This is a genomic window from Gammaproteobacteria bacterium (ex Lamellibrachia satsuma) (assembly GCA_019623805.1).
In the GTDB taxonomy this organism is placed as follows: domain Bacteria; phylum Pseudomonadota; class Gammaproteobacteria; order Chromatiales; family Chromatiaceae; genus QGON01.
This window is the reverse complement of the sequence record CP053680.1, coordinates 557,100-575,479: the sequence shown is the minus strand read 5'-3', so window position 1 is coordinate 575,479 and position 18,380 is coordinate 557,100. Positions and strand designations below refer to the sequence as shown.

Annotated in this window: 15 protein-coding genes; 7 read left to right on the top strand and 8 right to left on the bottom strand. The window is 54.3% G+C overall.

Translation table 11 applies throughout. The annotated features are described in order from the left end of the window. Nucleotides 1-6: 6 nt before the first annotated feature. The 7 genes from HPY30_02580 to HPY30_02550 all read right to left on the bottom strand — a co-directional run bounded on the left by HPY30_02580 (nt 7) and on the right by HPY30_02550 (nt 6,468). Nucleotides 7-2,319 carry an MMPL family transporter gene (locus HPY30_02580; protein ID QYZ64970.1) on the bottom strand — a complete coding sequence of 771 codons (2,313 nt, stop codon included), beginning with the start codon at nt 2,317-2,319 and terminating at the stop codon, nt 7-9. Beyond that, nucleotides 2,316-3,224 (bottom strand): lipid A biosynthesis acyltransferase, encoded by a 909-nt coding sequence (locus tag HPY30_02575; protein ID QYZ64969.1) that lies wholly within the window; start codon nt 3,222-3,224, stop codon nt 2,316-2,318. Before HPY30_02575 ends, HPY30_02580 begins: the two co-directional genes overlap by 4 nt. After that, nucleotides 3,221-3,514, bottom strand: a complete 294-nt coding sequence (locus HPY30_02570) for a hypothetical protein (protein ID QYZ64968.1) — start codon at nt 3,512-3,514, stop codon at nt 3,221-3,223. Before HPY30_02570 ends, HPY30_02575 begins: the two co-directional genes overlap by 4 nt. After that, complete coding sequence (locus tag HPY30_02565; protein ID QYZ64967.1) at nt 3,496-4,830, bottom strand: acyl-CoA synthetase; 1,335 nt, start codon at nt 4,828-4,830, stop codon at nt 3,496-3,498. Before HPY30_02565 ends, HPY30_02570 begins: the two co-directional genes overlap by 19 nt. After that, nucleotides 4,827-5,465 carry a ketosynthase gene (locus HPY30_02560; GenBank protein QYZ64966.1) on the bottom strand — a complete coding sequence of 213 codons (639 nt, stop codon included), beginning with the start codon at nt 5,463-5,465 and terminating at the stop codon, nt 4,827-4,829. The genes HPY30_02565 and HPY30_02560 overlap by 4 nt, the downstream gene beginning before the upstream one ends. Then, nucleotides 5,462-5,710: an acyl carrier protein gene (locus HPY30_02555; GenBank protein QYZ67880.1), complete on the bottom strand. Its 249-nt coding sequence runs from the start codon at nt 5,708-5,710 to the stop codon at nt 5,462-5,464. The genes HPY30_02560 and HPY30_02555 overlap by 4 nt, the downstream gene beginning before the upstream one ends. A gap of 104 nt (nt 5,711-5,814) precedes the next feature. Further along, a complete protein-coding gene (locus HPY30_02550) occupies nt 5,815-6,468 on the bottom strand; it encodes a YdcF family protein (GenBank protein QYZ64965.1) in 654 nt (217 codons plus the stop codon). A gap of 254 nt (nt 6,469-6,722) precedes the next feature. Between HPY30_02550 and HPY30_02545 the strand changes: the two genes are divergently transcribed. From HPY30_02545 to HPY30_02535, 3 genes are all read left to right on the top strand, one after another. Further along, nucleotides 6,723-9,203 carry a hypothetical protein gene (locus HPY30_02545; GenBank protein ID QYZ64964.1) on the top strand — a complete coding sequence of 827 codons (2,481 nt, stop codon included), beginning with the start codon at nt 6,723-6,725 and terminating at the stop codon, nt 9,201-9,203. A gap of 429 nt (nt 9,204-9,632) precedes the next feature. Further along, complete coding sequence (locus tag HPY30_02540) at nt 9,633-10,901, top strand: foldase (GenBank protein ID QYZ64963.1); 1,269 nt, start codon at nt 9,633-9,635, stop codon at nt 10,899-10,901. A 3-nt stretch (nt 10,902-10,904) separates the two neighbouring features. After that, nucleotides 10,905-11,453: a redoxin domain-containing protein gene (locus HPY30_02535; protein ID QYZ64962.1), complete on the top strand. Its 549-nt coding sequence runs from the start codon at nt 10,905-10,907 to the stop codon at nt 11,451-11,453. A gap of 52 nt (nt 11,454-11,505) precedes the next feature. On the opposite strand, the gene HPY30_02530 is transcribed toward HPY30_02535, so the two are convergent. Then, nucleotides 11,506-13,698, bottom strand: coding sequence for a M1 family peptidase (locus HPY30_02530; protein QYZ64961.1), 2,193 nt, complete (start codon nt 13,696-13,698; stop codon nt 11,506-11,508). A 135-nt stretch (nt 13,699-13,833) separates the two neighbouring features. On the opposite strand from HPY30_02530, the gene HPY30_02525 reads away from it, so the two are divergent. From HPY30_02525 to HPY30_02510, 4 genes are all read left to right on the top strand, one after another. Then, complete coding sequence (locus HPY30_02525) at nt 13,834-14,913, top strand: PDZ domain-containing protein (GenBank protein QYZ67879.1); 1,080 nt, start codon at nt 13,834-13,836, stop codon at nt 14,911-14,913. Nucleotides 14,914-14,951: 38 nt separating this feature from the next. Continuing rightward, nucleotides 14,952-16,250 carry a tRNA 5-hydroxyuridine modification protein YegQ gene (locus tag HPY30_02520; protein QYZ64960.1) on the top strand — a complete coding sequence of 433 codons (1,299 nt, stop codon included), beginning with the start codon at nt 14,952-14,954 and terminating at the stop codon, nt 16,248-16,250. Nucleotides 16,251-16,366: 116 nt separating this feature from the next. Next, nucleotides 16,367-18,010: a phospholipid carrier-dependent glycosyltransferase gene (locus HPY30_02515; protein QYZ64959.1), complete on the top strand. Its 1,644-nt coding sequence runs from the start codon at nt 16,367-16,369 to the stop codon at nt 18,008-18,010. After that, nucleotides 18,007-18,378, top strand: coding sequence for an EamA family transporter (locus HPY30_02510; protein ID QYZ64958.1), 372 nt, complete (start codon nt 18,007-18,009; stop codon nt 18,376-18,378). Before HPY30_02515 ends, HPY30_02510 begins: the two co-directional genes overlap by 4 nt. The last annotated feature ends 2 nt before the right edge of the window (nt 18,379-18,380 follow it).

The following is an 18,380-nucleotide window of genomic DNA, read 5'->3' as shown; positions in this document are numbered from 1 at the left end:
ATTGGACTATGGATGCGTCTCATTATGCACCATCGATACACTGAAAATAAGGCTGAAAACAGCGCCTGTGAGGACCGTGAGACCAATGGCGCTCAGAACAGGCACGCTGGTTGCCGCCAGTAATCCAAAAACCAGCAGGGTCGACAGATTGCAGATCAGCAGTGAACTCAAGGTGGCGGGGAATGCCGGGTCGGAGGTCGGCGTGTACGCCACGAAGAGCGCATAGTCGAGACCGATTCCCAAGACCAGCAACAGGGCGGCGATGTGGAAGAGGGAGAGCTGCTCTCCCAGAAGTGCCAGCAGGGCGGCAGTGGTGAGAACTGCGGTGGCCACCGGGAGCGTCACCCGGACAAGCTGAGACAGATTGCGCAGCGCGAAGAGCAGTACAAACAGGATAACCACACCACCCATGCCTGCGAGGTGCAGGGCCTCGTCCCGGTAACTGCCCACCAGATCCGAGGTGTCCCGGTGCAGGTTGAGATAGGCGATAGAGATGCCTGCATGCGCTACCAACTGTTCCAGAGCGGGTTCGTCACTCACGCCGGTCAGGGGGATAAGCCCCCGCCATTTGCCATCCGGTTTCCGTTGCAGTTGGGCGGAGAGACGCAGGCCCAGTGGAGAGGATTCCAGTTGCTCGAAGCTGAGGGGGGTACGCTTGCGAGCCTTGGCCACGTCATCCAGAAAAGGGGTAAAAAGCCCGGCTTTGAAGGGCATGCCCGCTGCTGCCTGGGCCAGATCTTTTTGCAGTGAGTGACGATCAGGTAGTCGATTTCTATTTTCAAGCTGGATGCGGTGGCTCGGCAGCAGTCGGGAGGGTAGATCGAATCGGCTCAATAGCCCCTTCTTGACGGCATGCTCAAGCAAACTCTCCAACTGCTCACTCTGCTGCAGGACATCATCGGCGGATGTGCCGGAAATGATCAGCAGGCGGCCGGTATCCGCCTCTCCCAACTGCTGTCGCAGTTGTTGGTCCTGTTCCCGTGTCTCGGCTGAAATTGGACTGAGTCGCCTCAGGTCATGCTCCCAGAGTTGTTCGCCCGAGAGGAAAACCGTGAGGCCGGACAACACCAGTATAACCAGAGGGATGGCCGACCTGTGGCGGGTGGATGATTGGGCAGAAAAGAGTCTTCTGACAGGTCGTTCAAAGGGGTTGGTCTGTACATTTTCCGGCGTCAGTGTGGGCAGCAGATATCGGGTCGCCAGGGCCGCCGCCAACAGACCGGCCACCGCAAAGGCGCCGAGTTGAGCCAGTCCGCCGAAATCGGTCAGCAGCAGGGCGCTGAATCCCAATGCGGTGGTGATCAGTCCGAGTCTGAGGATGGGCCAGACTCTTTGCATGGCTTCCTCTCCACATTCGCCATGGCGCAGATGGGTGAAGAGGTGAATTGGGTAGTCCACCGCTACACCGATCAAGGTGATGCCGAAGGCCAGGGTGATGGCGTGCATGCTGTTGAAAGTGAGTAAAACCGTTGCGGTTCCGGCCAGCACACCACTGGCAAGTGGCAGTGCCGCCAGCAGCAGCAGCCGCAATGAACGGAAGGAGAAGAGCAACAGCAGGGCGACACCGATAGAGGCGTAGAGTGACATCGACCGCGCTTCCTGGCGGATGATGCGGCGTGACTCCACCCCAAAATAGGGGGGGCCTGTAATGGTCAGGTTTAGCCTTCCATGGTCGGGCAGGGTGTCGAATGCACGCCTGATACTTTCGGTCGCAGCCGCCTGTTGCTCAAGTGCCGTTGCAGGATAGTGACTCTGCAGCATCAACAAAATCTGAGAATTGTCTGGTGAACGCCAGATTCCTCGGGTCTCTACAGCCCCATTGTTGGATGTCCACCGAGCCAAGATCTTCCGGGAAACGGCGGTGGGATCGTTGGATAGATAACGTCTGCCTGGCATACCTACTGGAGAGGTGAGTTCCCTCAACCGTTTCAGCAGGGCGTTGTGCAGGGTTTCCTGGGTGATCTCTGTTTTTATCAGCAGATAACGATAGTCTAAAAGTAGTTGGCGGGTTTTTTCGTCGATCAGGGATTCGCCGTTCAATACTTGCTGGAAATGGCTGGTATTTGACAGTTTCTGTTTCAGTGTGCGGCTTGTTTCGTCCAGATGAGCCGGTTCCCCACCCGAGACTGCCAGCAGGAAAAGACGTGATCCTGTCCCCTGGCTGATCTCATCCAGCATCAGTGCCTGCTGAGGTGTTACCGCACTGGGCAGAAACTGACCCATATCGTTTTCCAGTGGAGGGGCAGTGACAATGATCCAGATCGAGGCGATCACCAGCAGCAGCCAGATCAGGCTGTTTTGTTTCGCCGCCGGGTTCACTTTGGTCTATCCCCTGATTCATCCCAGAAATCGTAGAAATTGAACCAGTTGAAGGGTGCTTGTCGGGTGTGGTACTCCAGCCGGTTTGCGTAACGCTGTGTCCATTCGGTGATCTGTTGCGAACGCTGCTCACGGTCGAGATGAAAACCTTCGGTAAGCCGTTCAAAGTGAATCTGGTAGTCTCGACCTCCTCGGTGGAGGCCGAAAAACAGCACCACCGGAATCTTCAGCAAGCCTGCAATCAGCATGGGTCCGGCGGGGAAACGGCATGTCTGATCGAAGAAACGAACCTTGACCTGTTTGTCGTCCAGGGCGATGCGGTCGCCGAGGATACCGATGATCTCGCCCCGTTCGATGGCCTCCTGAACCTGAAACAGGCTGTCCGGCCTGCCGATAGGGATGATCATGTCGGCGATCTTCGGATTCAGTGTCTGTATGACCTGATTGATCTTCTCCGCATTCTCTTCATACATCAGTGCCTTTACTGAAATATCCGGATGAGTTGCCGCCAGACTGCGCAGCAGTTCGAAGCTGCCCAGATGGGAACCCAGCAACATACAGCCCCGGCCATCTTTCAACTGCTCAAGAAGCAACGTTTCACCTCTGATATCGATGTTGAAATAGACCTGTCTGCCGGAGAGCAGATAGACCCGGTCGAGGATGGTGGCGGCAAAGGTGTGGTAATGACGGAAGATGTGACGCATGCCGATGGGTTGTGGCACCACCCGTTTAAGATAATTCCGGGAAGCGTTACGCGCCTTACCGGAGAAGAGAACGAAGTAGAGCGTGATGGGGTAGAGCAGCAGCCGACCTACCGGGCGACCAAGGAGCAGGGTGATGCGCGCGATCAAACGGATCAGAAACAGGCTGCCGCGTTCGGATTGTTTCAGCCACTGGCGACTCACGAAAAGTGGTCCGGGCAGTCCAATGTGCCGTGAGCGAGGGTGTCGCCCGCAGACAGAACACGAAATTCACACTCCTCTTTCGACAGGGTGATCTCAATCTCGAAAGGGGTTTCAGCCCGCAAGGGGGCGATGAACTTTGTACGGCTGATACCGGTTACTTCCAGCCCCTTTTTTCTGGCCTTCTGCAACACATAATCCAGAATCACCACGCCGGGAATCAGGGGGTTACCCGGGAAGTGGCCAGCCAGGGCAGGGTGGTTTGTGGGGATGATCATTGCTTTGTCCCGCATTGTTTGAACAGGGTAACCAATGTACTCTGAGGGAGTTTGCCGGTTGCGTTTCTCGGCAATCGGTCGACTTTAAACAGCGGGCGGGGCAGGAACGCCGGGTCAAGCTGTTCACGCAACGCCAGGGCAATCTCCTGCTCGTCCAAACTATTTGAGACAACAAAAGCGGTGAGCCGGGGAACCGAAGCTGATCTCTGGTCGGGAAGGAAAAAGACGCCATCCTCTACACCATCGAGAGATTGAAGCCGCAGGTTGAGATCCTCAAGGGAAGCACGTTTGCCTGCGATTTTTACCATGTCGCTATCCCGGCCAAGCAGAAGAAAGCAGTGTTCCGACGTTTTTTTCAGCCGGTCGCTGAGCAGTATCGATTTCGGGAGATGGGTGGCTGTTACCCACCACGCTTTCGTTTCCTGATTCAGGGTTATGCCCGGTAACAGTGACCAGTCCGATTCCAGAGCTGGCCGGCGGGTGGCGATTGCGCCGGTTTCAGTGGAACCGTAGATTTCGAGCACCTGGGTATCGAACAGTATCTCAGCCCGGGCTGCCAGTGTAGGGGAGAGGGTTGATGTGGCCGACAGAATGAAGGCGGTTTGCGGTAACTTGATCCCTTCCTCGACACAGTTACGCAGATGGAGTGGGGTGGTGATGAGGATGCGTGGTGCTGGCAGTTTTTCCAGCGATGCAACGATGTCAGCGGCAAACAGTGGCTGTTCGGATGAGGCTGAAAGCCCCCACCGCAGCGGCAGCAGGATGGATGCCTCCAGTCCGAACATATGCTGCGGTGGGACGGTGGCGAGTACTGCCGCCTGGGTCAGATGGTCGAGACCCAGCCGTTCACCGGTCAGCCGGGCGCCTTCCCAGAGGGTGCCCCAGCTTTTTTGGTGGGGCGTGGCTTTGCCGGTGCTGCCGGATGTGAAGAGTTCAATGAGCGGTTTGGCTGAGGGTACCACGGGTATCGCTTGTTCAATCGGGTTACTACAGACGGGATCGACGTAGCGGTGAATCTCTATGTCACCCTGCCGTGTATTTGTGTCGGTCAGGCAATAGATCGATTCGTAACGCTGCTGCAGGCGTTTGAGATCTTCATTTGCCCGTCCTGGCGGCAGCACGATTTTCTGTCCCTTCAGAATGCCGGCAATCAGACCAACGAGAAATCGGTAGCGGTTTTCGCAGAGGTTGATCAGGCAGGATCGATCCGGCAACTGCCCGTCCAGGGTTCTTGCATCCATCAGCAGTCGAGACAGGCTGCGGGGTTCATTGTTACACCAGACGACGATTCTTTCCGGATCGGCTGGAGTTGTCAGAGGCAGGTGGTTCAATCTCGCACTATCCGTTGCAGGTTTCTCTCCCGCAGTATGCGTCTGACCGCGCTGAGAGAGGGTGGTCGGCGGAAATAGATGACCCGGAAGACCAGATAATCCAGCAGGAATAATACCAGGATCAAGAGGTAGTTGATGAAATTGGTGAAGAGGGACCAGATTTCAATGGTCGCGAACAGCGCCAGTAGTACGGACTCGATGAGAATAGCTGCAAAGAAAAGCGTCCAGACCCAGGTAAGTACCTGTGTGTAGCGGCGATGAGGCAGATCATTGTCGCCCATTTTGCGGGCGATACGGGTGATGAGGGGGTCCTGTCCGGGTAACAGGGTCCGGCCAAAAAGATAGAGCAGTAGAGTGGAGATTAGAACCGGCGGCAGATAGAGGGCGGTCTCGACCTTCAACAGCAGACAGATGACTGCCAGTGCTGCAACGAATGGTGGGAACAGGTCGGTCAGTTTGCGTTTCGACGAATTCAATATAAGAAGAGAGTGTGCCACTGCAATCGCCAACAGTATCCAGACGGCCAGTTGCAGAAAACCATTGATAATAGCGAGGTGTAGCGTTATTGGATAACTGAGGGTCATCATCATGACGAGCGGCCGCAGGCCCCGGACATGGGAGGTGCCGACGCTCACGTCGTGCGGCAGGATTCGATGTGTTTGCTCAGGGAACTGAGTGAGGCAAAGATGTTGGTGTTGTTCTCGTCATTGGAACGGAGTTGAAAGCCGTATTTTTTCGAGATCGACATGGCGAGTTCAAGCGCATCGATAGAGTCCAGCCCGAGTCCTTCGTTGAACAGGGGAGCCTGGGGGTCGATGGATGAAGGGTCGACCCTCAGGTTGAGGGTATCGATAATCAGCGTGGCGACTTCGTTTTCCAGCATTTCGGGTATGGCTCAATAGCAAAAAAGTAACGGGATGAGTGACATCCCCCATTGAATGGGCGGATATTCTCTTTTCTGGGGTGGTGACTGTCAACAAAAGATCAGCTGATCCGCTCCAGGCTTTTTCTGTTTTGGGTCAATCTGGACCAGAATTTCCCCACCTGGTACCAATGTAGATAGAAGGCCTCCATCAGACATAAAAAAATGAGTGAGGGTCTGAATACCAGCTTCTCCTCCGCCGCGCAGAGCTGGTGTGGCAGCCCCAGACCATTGGCCATGGCTGCGCATCTGGCCAGATGGAAACGGCTTGTGATGAAAACGGGAACCCGCTGGCTTTGATCTATCAGGTCGCGTGCATGTTTCAGATTTTCCAGGGTATTTCGTGAGCGCATCTCCATTTGGATATCATTGCTGCTGACTCCTTCAGACTCCAGCCACTCGTGTCCACGTTCTGCTTCGCTGAAGAGGTTATGGCTTGTGATACCGCCCAGGATCATTATTGGCCTGGGTGGCGCCTGCCTGTACAAGTTCAATGCTCGCTGCAGCCGCGTAATAAAGCGCGCAGAGACAGCATCTTGCTCAAGGCGCGCGCCCAGCACGATAAGCAGTGCTTTGGCGGGAGCGGTCGAGGGAGTCTTTCTTGCAGTCAGACAGACTGTGCGGAGTGATGGTATCAGGCTCAATCCCAACGATAGCAGGACAATCAGCGTTGAGAGAAAGAAGGTTGTCAGCCCATCCCAGCCCATCATCTTCATTCTGAAAATTAATCCTGACGACATGTTGGTATCTCTAATGGTTTGTTGCAGGCTACAGCCAGACTACGATGACAATCATTATATTCTAAATTAATAACCTATTGATTTCACTTGGAAATTGTGGGTTTCCCTTGTGATTGCTATAGTTTTCCTAGCTCCAGATGATAATAAGTAGCATTCGGTTTTTTCATTTAATACCATCCCATTCAATTGGGTTTTCCTCAGTAGAAAATAGAAACCAAAGGGGGTTCCTAATGGGTAGAAATACCTTTGTGCTCACGGCTCTCACTGTCGCGGTGGCTGTTGGTTGTACCACCCAGCAGCCTGCTGGAGACACAGCGGAAGCCAGGGGACAGGCTGCAATGGCTCACGAAACCGCAGCGCCCAGCGGAATGAAGCGTTATGCGGGACCATTGGTTGCCGCAGATCCCAACAAACCGAAGAACGATTACAACATCACCATCAACTACGAGCTGGGCATGCACTGTACCGGCTTCGATTTTACCTACTGCTGCGTGTTGCCGCCATACAACTCGATTCAGTCTCAGGTTATCAAGACGGCAACCGGTAGAAAGAAATACCCGGAGATGCTGGAAGCGGATGAAAATGATCCGACGGTTGTTGTTGACGGCAAAAAACGCTTCAAACTCAACTATGGACACATCGACAACAACTTCTCAGAAGGCAACAAGCTGAAGTATTGGGATGTTCCCTATGACGTCAATGAGGACGGCAAGTACGGTCCCAACGAGAACGTTGCCAATGCCTACTGGCCCCATCTTTATGTCTATAAAGATCTGAAAGGGAGCAACCCCAAGGGAACCAGTAAGGAAAGCGAGAAGCTGCGTGTAGGACTGCAAGTGCCTGTGCCGAAGGACAATGGTCCTGCCGGTGCGGCAGCCCCCAGCCCGATGCAGGGTGGACACCTTCACTACACTGGAGAGGTGGGCACTATCGTCTACACTCAGTCTCCCGTGTTGGAGAATGTGCCGATCATGCTGACTCATCCAGGTATCTGGGATGCACTCGGTCTGGCTCTGACCCCATTTACCGACAGCGTGGCCGCAAAAGATCCGTTGACCCTGGTGGAGTCTGATATTCAGCCATTCCAGGAAGCCTGGGTAAGTATGGTTGATGCCGATTCCGGTGAACCTGTTCTGGATAGCCACAGCGGCAAGCCGATTACCTTCGTGGGCACCAACCCTGTTGATGTTCCCAACTGCTCCAACTGCCACTCGAATGAGACCGGGAATGGTGACAAGTACACCCTCTACAAGCAAGAGAAGGCCTTCTGGAAGGCTCTTGGTGCATCTGACTGGATTGCCAATCTGAAGGCGACATCTGTCTCCATCCTGGAGATGCATGACGACAACAACGGCACCGACTTCATGAAGGACTACAAGCCGGGCAGTCGCGCCACCATGAACCGTCTTGGTCGCGATCCGGTACTCTGTCAGAAGTGTCATGCTGATAATGTCATCGGTGTGTTGAACTCCAAAACCTTCAAAGATCCGAAGTCCGGTAAAGAGAAGGTGATCATGTCTCTGACCGAGGCTATTCATGGCGTTCATCTGAAAGCTACCCCAATGCCTGATTCCCAGGGCCGTACCGGTGCTTGTCAGGGCTGTCACCCTGTCCATCGTCAGGACGGCAGCATGGAGGGTTATCCGATTACGCAGGACGGCAAGAACACCTATGCGGCTACCGATAATCGCGATGCTGCCGGCGGCTGTTTCGTCGGTCGTGACGTTCACTCCAATCCCGGCAAGGATACCGACGGTGTAGAGACACCTGAGCATCTGAATGCAATCGGTAACTGGCTGCAGGAGAATGTCTCCCAGATCGGTAATGGCGGGAACGGCAAGGGCCTCTGGTGCACCAACTGTCACACTCAGCTCTCCCGTGAGTTGTATCAGCGTGATGCACTGACCAATGCGTTCAAACAGGAAGGCAAGACGCTGCGTAACAAGTCTTTGTCTGAGATCGCCAAGGGTATTGGTGTCAGCATGAAAGAGCTGGAAGAGATGATGGATCCGAAAGTCATCCTAGACGGCAAAGGCCATGACACCCCCGGCAAATCCCGCATCCTGGAGACCTGGTCGCAGAAGCGTCTGGTTCCTGACATAGCGGTCATTGCCCTGAAGGGTGATGGTCCGATGATCAACAAGGACGAAGATGGTAACGTCAGCGTGGTTCCGCTCTCCGCGAATCCGACAATCGATATCGCTTCTCTGAAGCTGCCAGAAGGCGCAACCGGTGCTACCGCAGTGCCTTACGATGCTGCAACCCATGGCCGTGACTACTGGCTGGCCCCTGGCGTTCCTCACTGTGCAAACTGCCACGAGGCGCCTTACGTCGAAGGTCAGGGTGGTGTTGCCTTCCCGATCACCCAGCCGGGTAAGTACGCCAACGTGCGTTACTCCAAGGGTCATGCGGGTCTGGCTTGCCAGGCATGTCATCAGTCCATCCACGGTCTCTATCCGGTGACACCGCGTACCGATCTGACAACCTACCGTCAGGCGCCGCAGTACAACCCGGATGGTTCCCACGGTCCTTTCAAATGCGCCGCCTGTCATGAGGTCAACGAAGAGGGTGTTCCCTTCCTCGCTACCGATGAGGACGATTACAACTGGAACGGCAAGGGCATCATGAATGACTACGATGCGTCTGTATCCTGGATGCACGCCAATGCCCTGGATCAGGGTGGTAAGATCCCGGATGAAGACGAAGAGTGATGGCCATCACTTGACCTGCCGCGACAGGGATGTCCGGCGGGATTGACCCTAACAGGAAAGATCGGGGGGCTTGACCCTCCCCGTTTTTTCGACTGGTTGACCATTTTATTTCTGCTGTTTTTCAGCAGCGCATTGATGTAAAAATGGAGTGTGTTTTTGAGAATAGTGGGTAATTACTGAATACTTACTTAAGGAAGCTCTGATTAATTGGGTCACTGTCATCTCGACCATGGGGAGAGATCTCAAACTACAAGGCGCATAGCCAGGTTTCGGGGTATGAGATTTCTCACTGCGTTCGAGTAGTGCTACACGGATGTAGCGTTTACGAACCTAAGGATGGAAATGACGATTAATCAGAGCTTCCCTATATTAAAGAGCGGGTATCAACCTGCCAAGTCAAATAAACCTCATACCACCAGGAAATGATCTATGAAGTTGCTGTCTGTTATTCAGCGCAGTCTGTTGCTCGCCACCATCCTTGCTGCGCCACAAAGTTACGCCATCGCAGAGTCCCAAGTCCTTGCAACTGCAGGTGAAATGAGCGTCACAGCAGATGATCTTAAATCAGCCATGGCCAGCTCTCCGTTTGCAACCCAGTTCCCGTCAATGGATCGGGAAGACCAGGCATTGGTTCGTGGTTCGTTGTTGCAGCGATTGGTCGCCTCAAAGCTGCTCCACCAGGAGGCAAAGCGGTTGGAAATTGATAAAACCGAGGCTTTCCAACAGGACGTTGAGACGTTTCGTCTTGGTCTGCTCTACAGGCACTTTATGGATAAGCTGCGTGAAGGTATCAGTGTGCCGGAGGATGTGACAGCAAGTATCAAGCAACAGTATCCGAATGATACAAATGGCGCAGCCGCTGCAAGGGCTGCCTACCTGTCTGATTGCTATCGCGCCATGCGTTATCTCACCATCAAGAACCTGCGCAACAAATATAACATCAAGGTCTATGAGTCGCGGATTCAGCCACATCAGATGAGCGATGATACGGTATTGCTTGAGGGTGACGGGATTCTCATTACCTATAAGCATGCAGTGGGTAATCAGGTCAATCCATCACAGAACAAGACCTGGCTCATGGAGCGACTCTACCAACGTGCTGAATTGTTGGTGATTGCCAAGGCGGCGGATGGCGAAGGTGTTGATCTGAGTGACAGACTCAACAGTTACCGTGATGAGCGTCTTCCGGCAATGATGATTGAACAGAAACAGAGAGAGTGGATCTCAGGAAAGGATACCCTGAAAAACTACTACGATGCCCATCCTGAATTCAGTCGCACTATGGAGCGTTGGCATATCGGCCAGGTCGTACTTTCAAGCCATGAAGATGCAGAAGCTGTAAGCCTACGCATCAAAGCGGGTGAGAGCCTGTTTCTCCTTGCCGGTGAATTGAGCATTGATCCTTACGGCAAACGCATGCGAGGCGACATGGGTTGGGTCAAAGAGGGGGCAGGTCACCCTGATATTGAGAAGGCCATCAGCGGTCTTGAAGATAATCAGCTGAGTGAGATTGTACAGACCCCTGCAGGGTTTCACCTTGTGATGATCCTTGAGCGCAGTCCCAGCCTCAAACGTACATTTGCGAGTATGCGTGACAAGGTTGCACAGAGCCTGATTTCAGAAAAGTCTGCTGACTATTTCAATGGACTCAGTGAACGCTACAAGGTGGTCTGGAATCTGATTGGAGAGAAGCACTAGTCCATGAATAGACAGAAATGGGTCACTCTGCTGGGGGCGGTATTAATTACTGCGGCTGCCAGCAGTTTTGCCGGGCCAGATTCGGCGACGGGCAGTGGAGCGGAGTCAAAGGAAAAGCAGGCTCCCAGCCTGCCCGATTACAGTTATAAAGGGCTGGACGGGGAAATGCACTCACTAACCGAATGGAATGGGAAGGTTGTTTTGCTCAATTTCTGGGCCAGTTGGTGTGCGCCCTGTCTGAATGAAATCAAGGAGTTTGTTCGCTACCAGGAACAGTATGGAAAGCAAGGTTTGCAGATTATCGGCCTGGGTCTGGATGAGGCACGTAAGCTGAAGAATGTTGCGCGCACTCTTGGAATCAACTATCCAGTGCTGGTGGCGGAGCCTAACAGTAACCGCAAACTGCTTGCCAAGTGGGGTAACTCCAGCGGTTTGATTCCCTATACGGTTTTCTTCGACAAATCCGGAAGACTGTCTGGAGCACATAAGGGGGTCATTGATGACCAGACCTTTGAACAGAAAATCCTGCCTATGCTGGAAGACCCCGAATAGCTGCTGGGGTTGTAGGCCTGATCAAGCGTAGCAGATCAGACACCTACAGCATTTACATCTTCAATTTTTGCAAGGTTGACTCGGTCACTTCGGCACTCGGGTGCGGTAGATTGTCCAGGGCATCCAATAAGGATGCAGGAGGGGTGATACGATCAACGGGTCCGCTGTGGAACTGTCGTTGCAGCGGAGATCGGCTCGCATCCCACTGGCCTTTGGCGCGGTTATCGGGTCGCTCTCCTTCGAACACCAAGTAGCTGTACTTTCCATAATGGGGCAGTTTGCGCGCCAGTCCCGGCAGACTTGCCGGGTCGTCGCTGGTCAACCAGGCGATGGTGTTTCCTGATTCGGATCGTCCGGCAAGGGCAAAGCTGTGAGCAGATCGGGGAAAGGTTTTATGTTTTATAGAAACAGTCTCATCTGAAAAGTAATAATCCTTGTTATTCAATGTCTTATTTAATATTTCCAGAAATTGGTTCTCCCTGCCCATCAGCCAGATCTGTCGATCTTCCGGTAGCTGGCTCAAGTCTTTGTCAAGTCTGATTTCTATATTGTTGTTGCCGGATGCCCACTGGTTTGCGAGTTGCCCGTAACCTTCAAGCAGTGGTTCCCGGGCATCTGCCGGGAGTACGATGAGCAACTGCTCCGCGCCGAACAGTTTGCTGAAGACTGGGGGAACCTCGTCCGGGTGCAGTTCACGAAAGAGGTCGAGCCAGGGATCGATTTCGAGACGCAGGGGTTTTCCCGCCAGGGTGAAATTGAGGTCCAATGAATGTTCTCGCATCGGCAGGATCATTCGTAACGGGGGTGCATCTGCCAGATAGATGATAATGGGGATGTCGAGTTCAAAGGGGGCTGCCGCCTGAGTCTGACGTAGCTTGCCGGATAGCCGGTAACCATCGGCTTGTGCTGCCACTTTGAGTTCGCTGAGCTCCAGTCTTGGCGCTCCCTTTCGCTCCGTCCATTGTTGGAAAAAGGCTCTCAGGTCGCTGCCACTAACCTGCTCGAACGCGCTGCGCAGTTCAGCGTAACCGGCCTGCTTAAACTGGTTGTCGCGATAGAAGCTACGCAGCCCCTGGACGAACTGCTCGTCACCGAGTTTGCGGCGCAGCATGTGAAACATCATCAATGCCTTATCATAACCTACCGATTGGCTGGCGCTGGTGTGGCGGCTGCGGAAGGCGGTGAGGGGAAAGTCGTTGCTGTCGCGGACGAAATCCCCATAGCGCTGCAGGGCGGAACGCCGGTACGCCATCCCCTGGCCCCGCTGCTCTTTCAGAAGGTGATCCGCCAGATAGCTGGTCAGCCCTTCGCTCCAGTTGCCGTGCGCATAATCGACATAGACACCGTTGCCCCACCAGTTGTGCAGAATCTCGTGAGGATAGGAGGTGTATATGATGAAAGGCAGTCGGATCACCCGTGAGCCCAGAAGGGTGAATGAAGGCATGCCGTAGCCGGTCTCCCAGAAGTTCTCCACCAGTGCGAACTTGGCGTAGGGGTAGGGGCCGATCAGTTTTTCATAGAGTGTCAGATAGCGGCTGGTGGCCTGCAGGTACCGCTCCGCCAGGTTTGGATCCTTCTGGCGCAGAAAAACCTGTGCTTCGGTGTTTCCCTGTTGTTTCGAGTAGAAGTGGAAAGGTGCAGCGATGAGGTAGATGTCGTCCTGGGGCAGATTGGCGGACCAAACGGTTGTCTTGCTGTCCTGCGCTTTTACGGGGCCACTGCCCTGACTGACCACCAGCCAGCCGTCGGGCAGATCGACACTGAGCGAAAAGGTTTTCAGGGAGCCGCTGAACCGGGGGTACCAGGCAACGCCGGCATCGAGAAATACTCCCTCGGATGAGATGGTACCTGCGAGTCTCTGTCGGCTGCGGCCGGTACTTTCGTGGGTGGTGGTGAAGCCGTGTTTGATCTTCCCTGTATACTCCAGGGTGAATTGTTTCACGCCTTGGGGCAGGCTGACGCGATAGCCTTGCAGCGGAATCTCCCGGTTTGCGCGACTCGTTTGGGAGAGTTGCACGCCGGGGGTTAGAATGCGTGCCTTGAGTCCCGCATGAAGGGTGAACCCGGTATTGCCGTTGTCTGGCAGGGTGACGGTATCCTTGACGGTGAGACTCCCTGTCTCGGGATCAATGCTCACCTCGATCCGGTGATCGACTACAGGCTGCGCCAAGAGGGTGTGGGAGGCCAGTAGTAAGATCATCGGCAGGATGAAACGTAATAGGCGATTGTTGGTCGTATTGTTCATGGATTTCTATTCTACGGCATCACAACCTGATCGGAAGCGGTTTTATACAAGGGGAATAAATTGGCGAAGTCACTCATCAATAGTGTTTTATTGCTGGTTTTTGGCGTGGTTGGCTTGTTTGGCACCACGGTTGTTATGGCAGATGAGAAGTCAGCTCATGGTTCGCAGCAACAGGCTACCGTAGTGGCGCTCTCTGAACTGATGAATGTTGAACGGTTGATGGAACAGATTGAAGATCGGCAGGCGGTCTTTGTCGGCGAGACCCATGATCGTTACGAACATCACCTGAATCAGTTGGCGATTATCCAGGGAATGTACAAAAAGCATCCGGATATGGTGATCGGCCTGGAATTTTTTCAGCAACCGTTTCAGCCGGTGCTGGATCGTTACATCAGCGGTGAGATCGACGAAAACGCACTGCTCCGTGAGTCGGAATATTTCGATCGCTGGCGCTATGACTACCGGCTCTACCGACCGATCTTTCGTTACGCCAAAGAAAAGGGCATCCCCCTGATCGCCCTGAATCTTGAAAAGGAGATTACGGGTCAGGCTTCTGCCGGGGGTATAGATAGTATTGAAAAAACGCTGAAGCTGCGCATCCCGGAAGAGATAGATCGCAGTGATACAGCTTATCGGCAGCGGCTCGAAGCCGTCTTTCAGATGCATCCTCATCCGGAGAAGCGGAATTTCGATCACTTTATGGATGTGCAGCTGCTCTGGGATGAAGGTATGGCGGAGCGGGCAGCGGTTTGGTTCCGCGAAAATCCGCAGGGGCATATGGTGATTCTGGCTGGCGGCGGCCACATCGCCTATGGTTCCGGGATCCCCAATCGGCTCAAGCGCCGGGTGCCGGTTACCACCGCGATTGTGATCAACGCCTCCACAGCCAGCGAACTCGAACCTGCAATGGGTGATTTCGTGATGATGACGAAACCCAACCGACTGCATCCCACCGGTAAGCTGGGCGTCTTTCTGGATGTTGAAGAGTCACCTGTTAAGGTGAGCGGTTTCAGTCCTCATAGTGGCGCCGAGAAGGTGGGCGTGCGGAAGGGCGACAGAATTCTCCAAGTTGGCGAACATGAAATCACAAGCTATGCAGATGTGCGTATTGCGTTGATGGATAGCCTGCCTGGCGAAAAAGTGGATGTGGTAGTGCGGCGGACCTGGCCGGTCCTCGGCAGTGCAAATCACACAATAGAGGTTGAACTGCGGTAGTTTCGTCCGCCCCCTCAACCTCACTCCAAAAATCGACAATGAAGAAACCCGAACTGCTTTCACCTGCCGGTACCCTGAGGAATGCCCGCTACGCCTTTGCCTATGGCGCGGACGCCGTCTATGCCGGCCTGCCCCGTTACAGTCTGCGGGTGCGCAATAATGACTTTCTTCCGGAAAATCTGGCTATCGGTATCGATGAGGCCCATCGGCAGGGCAAGCATTTCTACCTGGCCACCAACATCATGCCCCACGGGGCCAAGTTGAAGACCTTTATCGACGATATGGCACCGGTGGTGGAGATGGGGCCGGATGCGCTGATCATGTCAGACCCCGGCCTGATTTTGATGGTGCGGGAGCGCTGGCCCGATATGCCGGTGCATCTCTCGGTACAGGCCAATACCACGAATGCCGCCGCAGTCCGTTTCTGGCAGCAGCAGGGGCTGACACGGGTGATACTTTCCCGTGAGCTCTCTTTGGATGAGGTCGAGACCATTCGCCAGACCTGTCCCGATATGGAATTGGAGGTCTTCGTGCATGGAGCGCTCTGCATCGCCTATTCCGGGCGATGCCTGCTCTCGGGTTATTTCAACCACCGGGATGCAAACCAGGGGAGCTGTACCAACGCCTGTCGCTGGGAGTACAAGGTCAGCCAACCGGTAGCAGGGCCGGATGAACCCCTCGATGTGGCCGAGATGACCCACCAGCCGGAAGCCGATGCGATTCACTATCTGGAGGAGAAGGGCCGTCCCGGTGAACTGATGCCTATCTTTGAGGATGAGCACGGAACCTACATCATGAACTCCCGGGATCTGCGCGCGGTGGAACATGTGCAGCGGCTGGTGGAGATCGGTGTCGACTGCCTGAAGATCGAAGGTCGTACCAAGTCTCACTACTACACGGCCCGTACCACTCAGGTCTATCGCCAGGCTATCGACGATGCGGTGGCGGGTCGTGCATTCCAGCCTGAATTGATGGCCGATCTCGAAGGGCTTGCCAACCGTGGCTATACCGATGGCTTCTATCAGCGTCATGAATCCAACGAGTTACAAAACTATCGTATCGGCGCCTCCAGCGCCGACCGGCAGATCTTTGTTGCTGAAGTGACCGGTATCGATGAAGGGAGCGGACTGGTCGATCTGGATATCAAAAACAAGCTGCGGGTGGGTGATCGCCTGGAGCTGATGACCCAGGCAGGCAACACAACTTTTGTCCTTGAAGAGATGCAGGATCGCCAGGGTAATCCGATATCTGAGGCCTTGGGTGGTGGTTATCAGGTGCGGGTAAAACTGCCGGTGGATGAGGTGAATCTGGGGTTGATCTGCCGCTACCTGGATTGATGTTTCAATCCGCATCTGTCGTTTGTCAGCTCATAATCTACTGAATTTCTGGTTTTATTACGCAATCACCGCTATCATGCCCGGTTTTTTCACCTCCAGGTTTCCCTGTCCGATAGATGTCTGATCTCTCTATTACCTCCAGCACCAAATGGATGATCGTGGCGATTGCTGCGGTGATCTGGTTCTCCCTGCTCGGATACCGCGACCTGATGGAGCCGGACGAGGGGCGTTACGCAGAAATCCCCCGTGAGATGGTGGCGACGGGCGACTGGACCACGCCCCGGCTCAACGACCTCAAATATTTTGAAAAGCCCGTTTTCCAGTACTGGATGACGGCGGTTAGCTTCTCTCTGTTTGGAGAGAGCAACGCGACAGCCCGGCTCTGGGTGGCGCTGATCTCTTTTCTGGGCGCGCTATGGGTGATGTTCGTGGCGGGCAGGCTCTGGGGAGAGGCGGCGGGATTCTACGCTTTTCTGGTGTCGATAAGTGGACTGCTCTATGTGGCAATGGGGCATATCATCACGCTGGATATGACCGTCAGTGTGTTTCTCGGCATTGGCGTGGGGGCGCTGCTGATCGCTCAGTCAGACCGGAATAATCCGACCCAGGTGCGTAACTGGATGCTGCTGGGTTGGGCCGCCTTGGGCATCGCTACCCTGACGAAAGGGTTGATCGGCCTGGTGCTGCCGGGTGCGGCAATTGTGCTCTACTCGCTGTGGATGAGGGACTGGGCGCTCTGGAAGCATCTTCATCTGGGCAAGGGGCTGTTGCTCTTCCTGCTGGTGACGGCCCCCTGGTTTATCGCCGTCAGTCTGGCGAATCCGGAATTTCCGGAGTTTTTCTTTATCCACGAACACTTCGACCGTTATACCTCAACGGTTCATATGCGTGACAAACCCTGGTGGTATTTTCTCGCCATTCTGCTGCTGGGCGCAGTGCCCTGGATCAGCGCAGTGACGAAAAATCTGTTTAAACCGGGGTTTTCCTGGTTGCCCTCCAAAACAGCTCTTTTCGATCCCATACGCTTTCTCTGGGTCTTCGTCGTATTTATTTTTGTCTTTTTTTCCATGGGCAGCTCCCAACTTCCCGCCTATCTGCTGCCGATGTTTCCCGCGCTGTCGCTGATGATCGGAAAAACCTTGGCGGACAATCCCCGTCTTGGCCCGGAGATCTGGCTGATGCCGGTTGTGGGTCTGGTGTTTCTGGTTGCTGCCTGGCAGATTGATTTGGTAGCGACCAGTGCACTACCGGCTGAATTACTCCATACCTATCGTCCCTGGTGGCTGGCTGCAACAGGGCTGATGTTCGGTGGTTTCTGGCTTGTGAGGCATTTTGGCGCTGCCGGGCCAAAGGCCATAACTGCGCTGGCGTTGACCGCATTGCTTTCAGTACAACTGCTCTCCTGGGGCTATCAGACCCTGAGCAGTTCCCGTTCCAGTCGGGCGTTGGCTGAGCAGATTCGCCCTTATGTCGATGCCGGTGCCCCGGTTTATACTGTGGAGACCTATCCTCAGTCATTGCCCTTCTATCTCGGAAAACCTGTGCAACTGGCCATTATGCGCAGTGAACTGGATATGGGCATTCGTCAGGAACCCGAGAAATGGATTCCAAGTTTTGCTGCGTTCAAATCGCGCTGGCTGCAGGATGAACAGGCCATAGCTGTTTTTGATGCAGAGAGTTTTTCGAGATTCAACTTGGATGAGATGCCGATGAAGATTATCTACAGAGATCCACGCAAATTAGCGGTGATACGTCGATGAACCTGGTAAGTTTTGCCTTGATTTTGACAGGTGTGCTGCTCAACGCCGTCGCCCAATTGGCACTCAAGGCGAGTGTGAACAGCATGGGGGCCATCGAACTGAAAATGGCCGACTCCGGTGCTGTGGCCCTGCGGTTGATGGGAGAACCCTGGCTCTGGGTCGGGCTCTTCTGTTACGGCATCAGCGTCATCGTATGGATTCTGGCTCTCTCACGAGTGGATGTCTCGATTGCCTATCCGATGCTCTCCATCGGTTATGTGGTGAATGCTTTTGCCGCCTGGGCGTTGTTTGGTGAAGTACTGAGCATTGCGCGTCTCTCTGGTATCGGGGTCATTATCCTCGGCGTGTTTATCCTGGCCAGGAGCTGACT

Bases quoted from the DNA above. Each gene is read 5' to 3' on its own strand.
- HPY30_02570 (QYZ64968.1), bottom strand. From the start codon at position 3,514: ATGCGGGACAAAGCAATGATCATCCCCACAAACCACCCTGCCCTGGCT.
- HPY30_02550 (QYZ64965.1), bottom strand. From the start codon at position 6,468: ATGAAGATGATGGGCTGGGATGGGCTGACAACCTTCTTTCTCTCAACG.
- HPY30_02545 (QYZ64964.1), top strand. From the start codon at position 6,723: ATGGGTAGAAATACCTTTGTGCTCACGGCTCTCACTGTCGCGGTGGCT.
- HPY30_02540 (QYZ64963.1), top strand. From the start codon at position 9,633: ATGAAGTTGCTGTCTGTTATTCAGCGCAGTCTGTTGCTCGCCACCATC.
- HPY30_02535 (QYZ64962.1), top strand. From the start codon at position 10,905: ATGAATAGACAGAAATGGGTCACTCTGCTGGGGGCGGTATTAATTACT.
- HPY30_02530 (QYZ64961.1), bottom strand. From the start codon at position 13,698: ATGAACAATACGACCAACAATCGCCTATTACGTTTCATCCTGCCGATG.
- HPY30_02525 (QYZ67879.1), top strand. From the start codon at position 13,834: ATGGCAGATGAGAAGTCAGCTCATGGTTCGCAGCAACAGGCTACCGTA.
- HPY30_02520 (QYZ64960.1), top strand. From the start codon at position 14,952: ATGAAGAAACCCGAACTGCTTTCACCTGCCGGTACCCTGAGGAATGCC.
- HPY30_02515 (QYZ64959.1), top strand. From the start codon at position 16,367: ATGTCTGATCTCTCTATTACCTCCAGCACCAAATGGATGATCGTGGCG.
- HPY30_02510 (QYZ64958.1), top strand. From the start codon at position 18,007: ATGAACCTGGTAAGTTTTGCCTTGATTTTGACAGGTGTGCTGCTCAAC.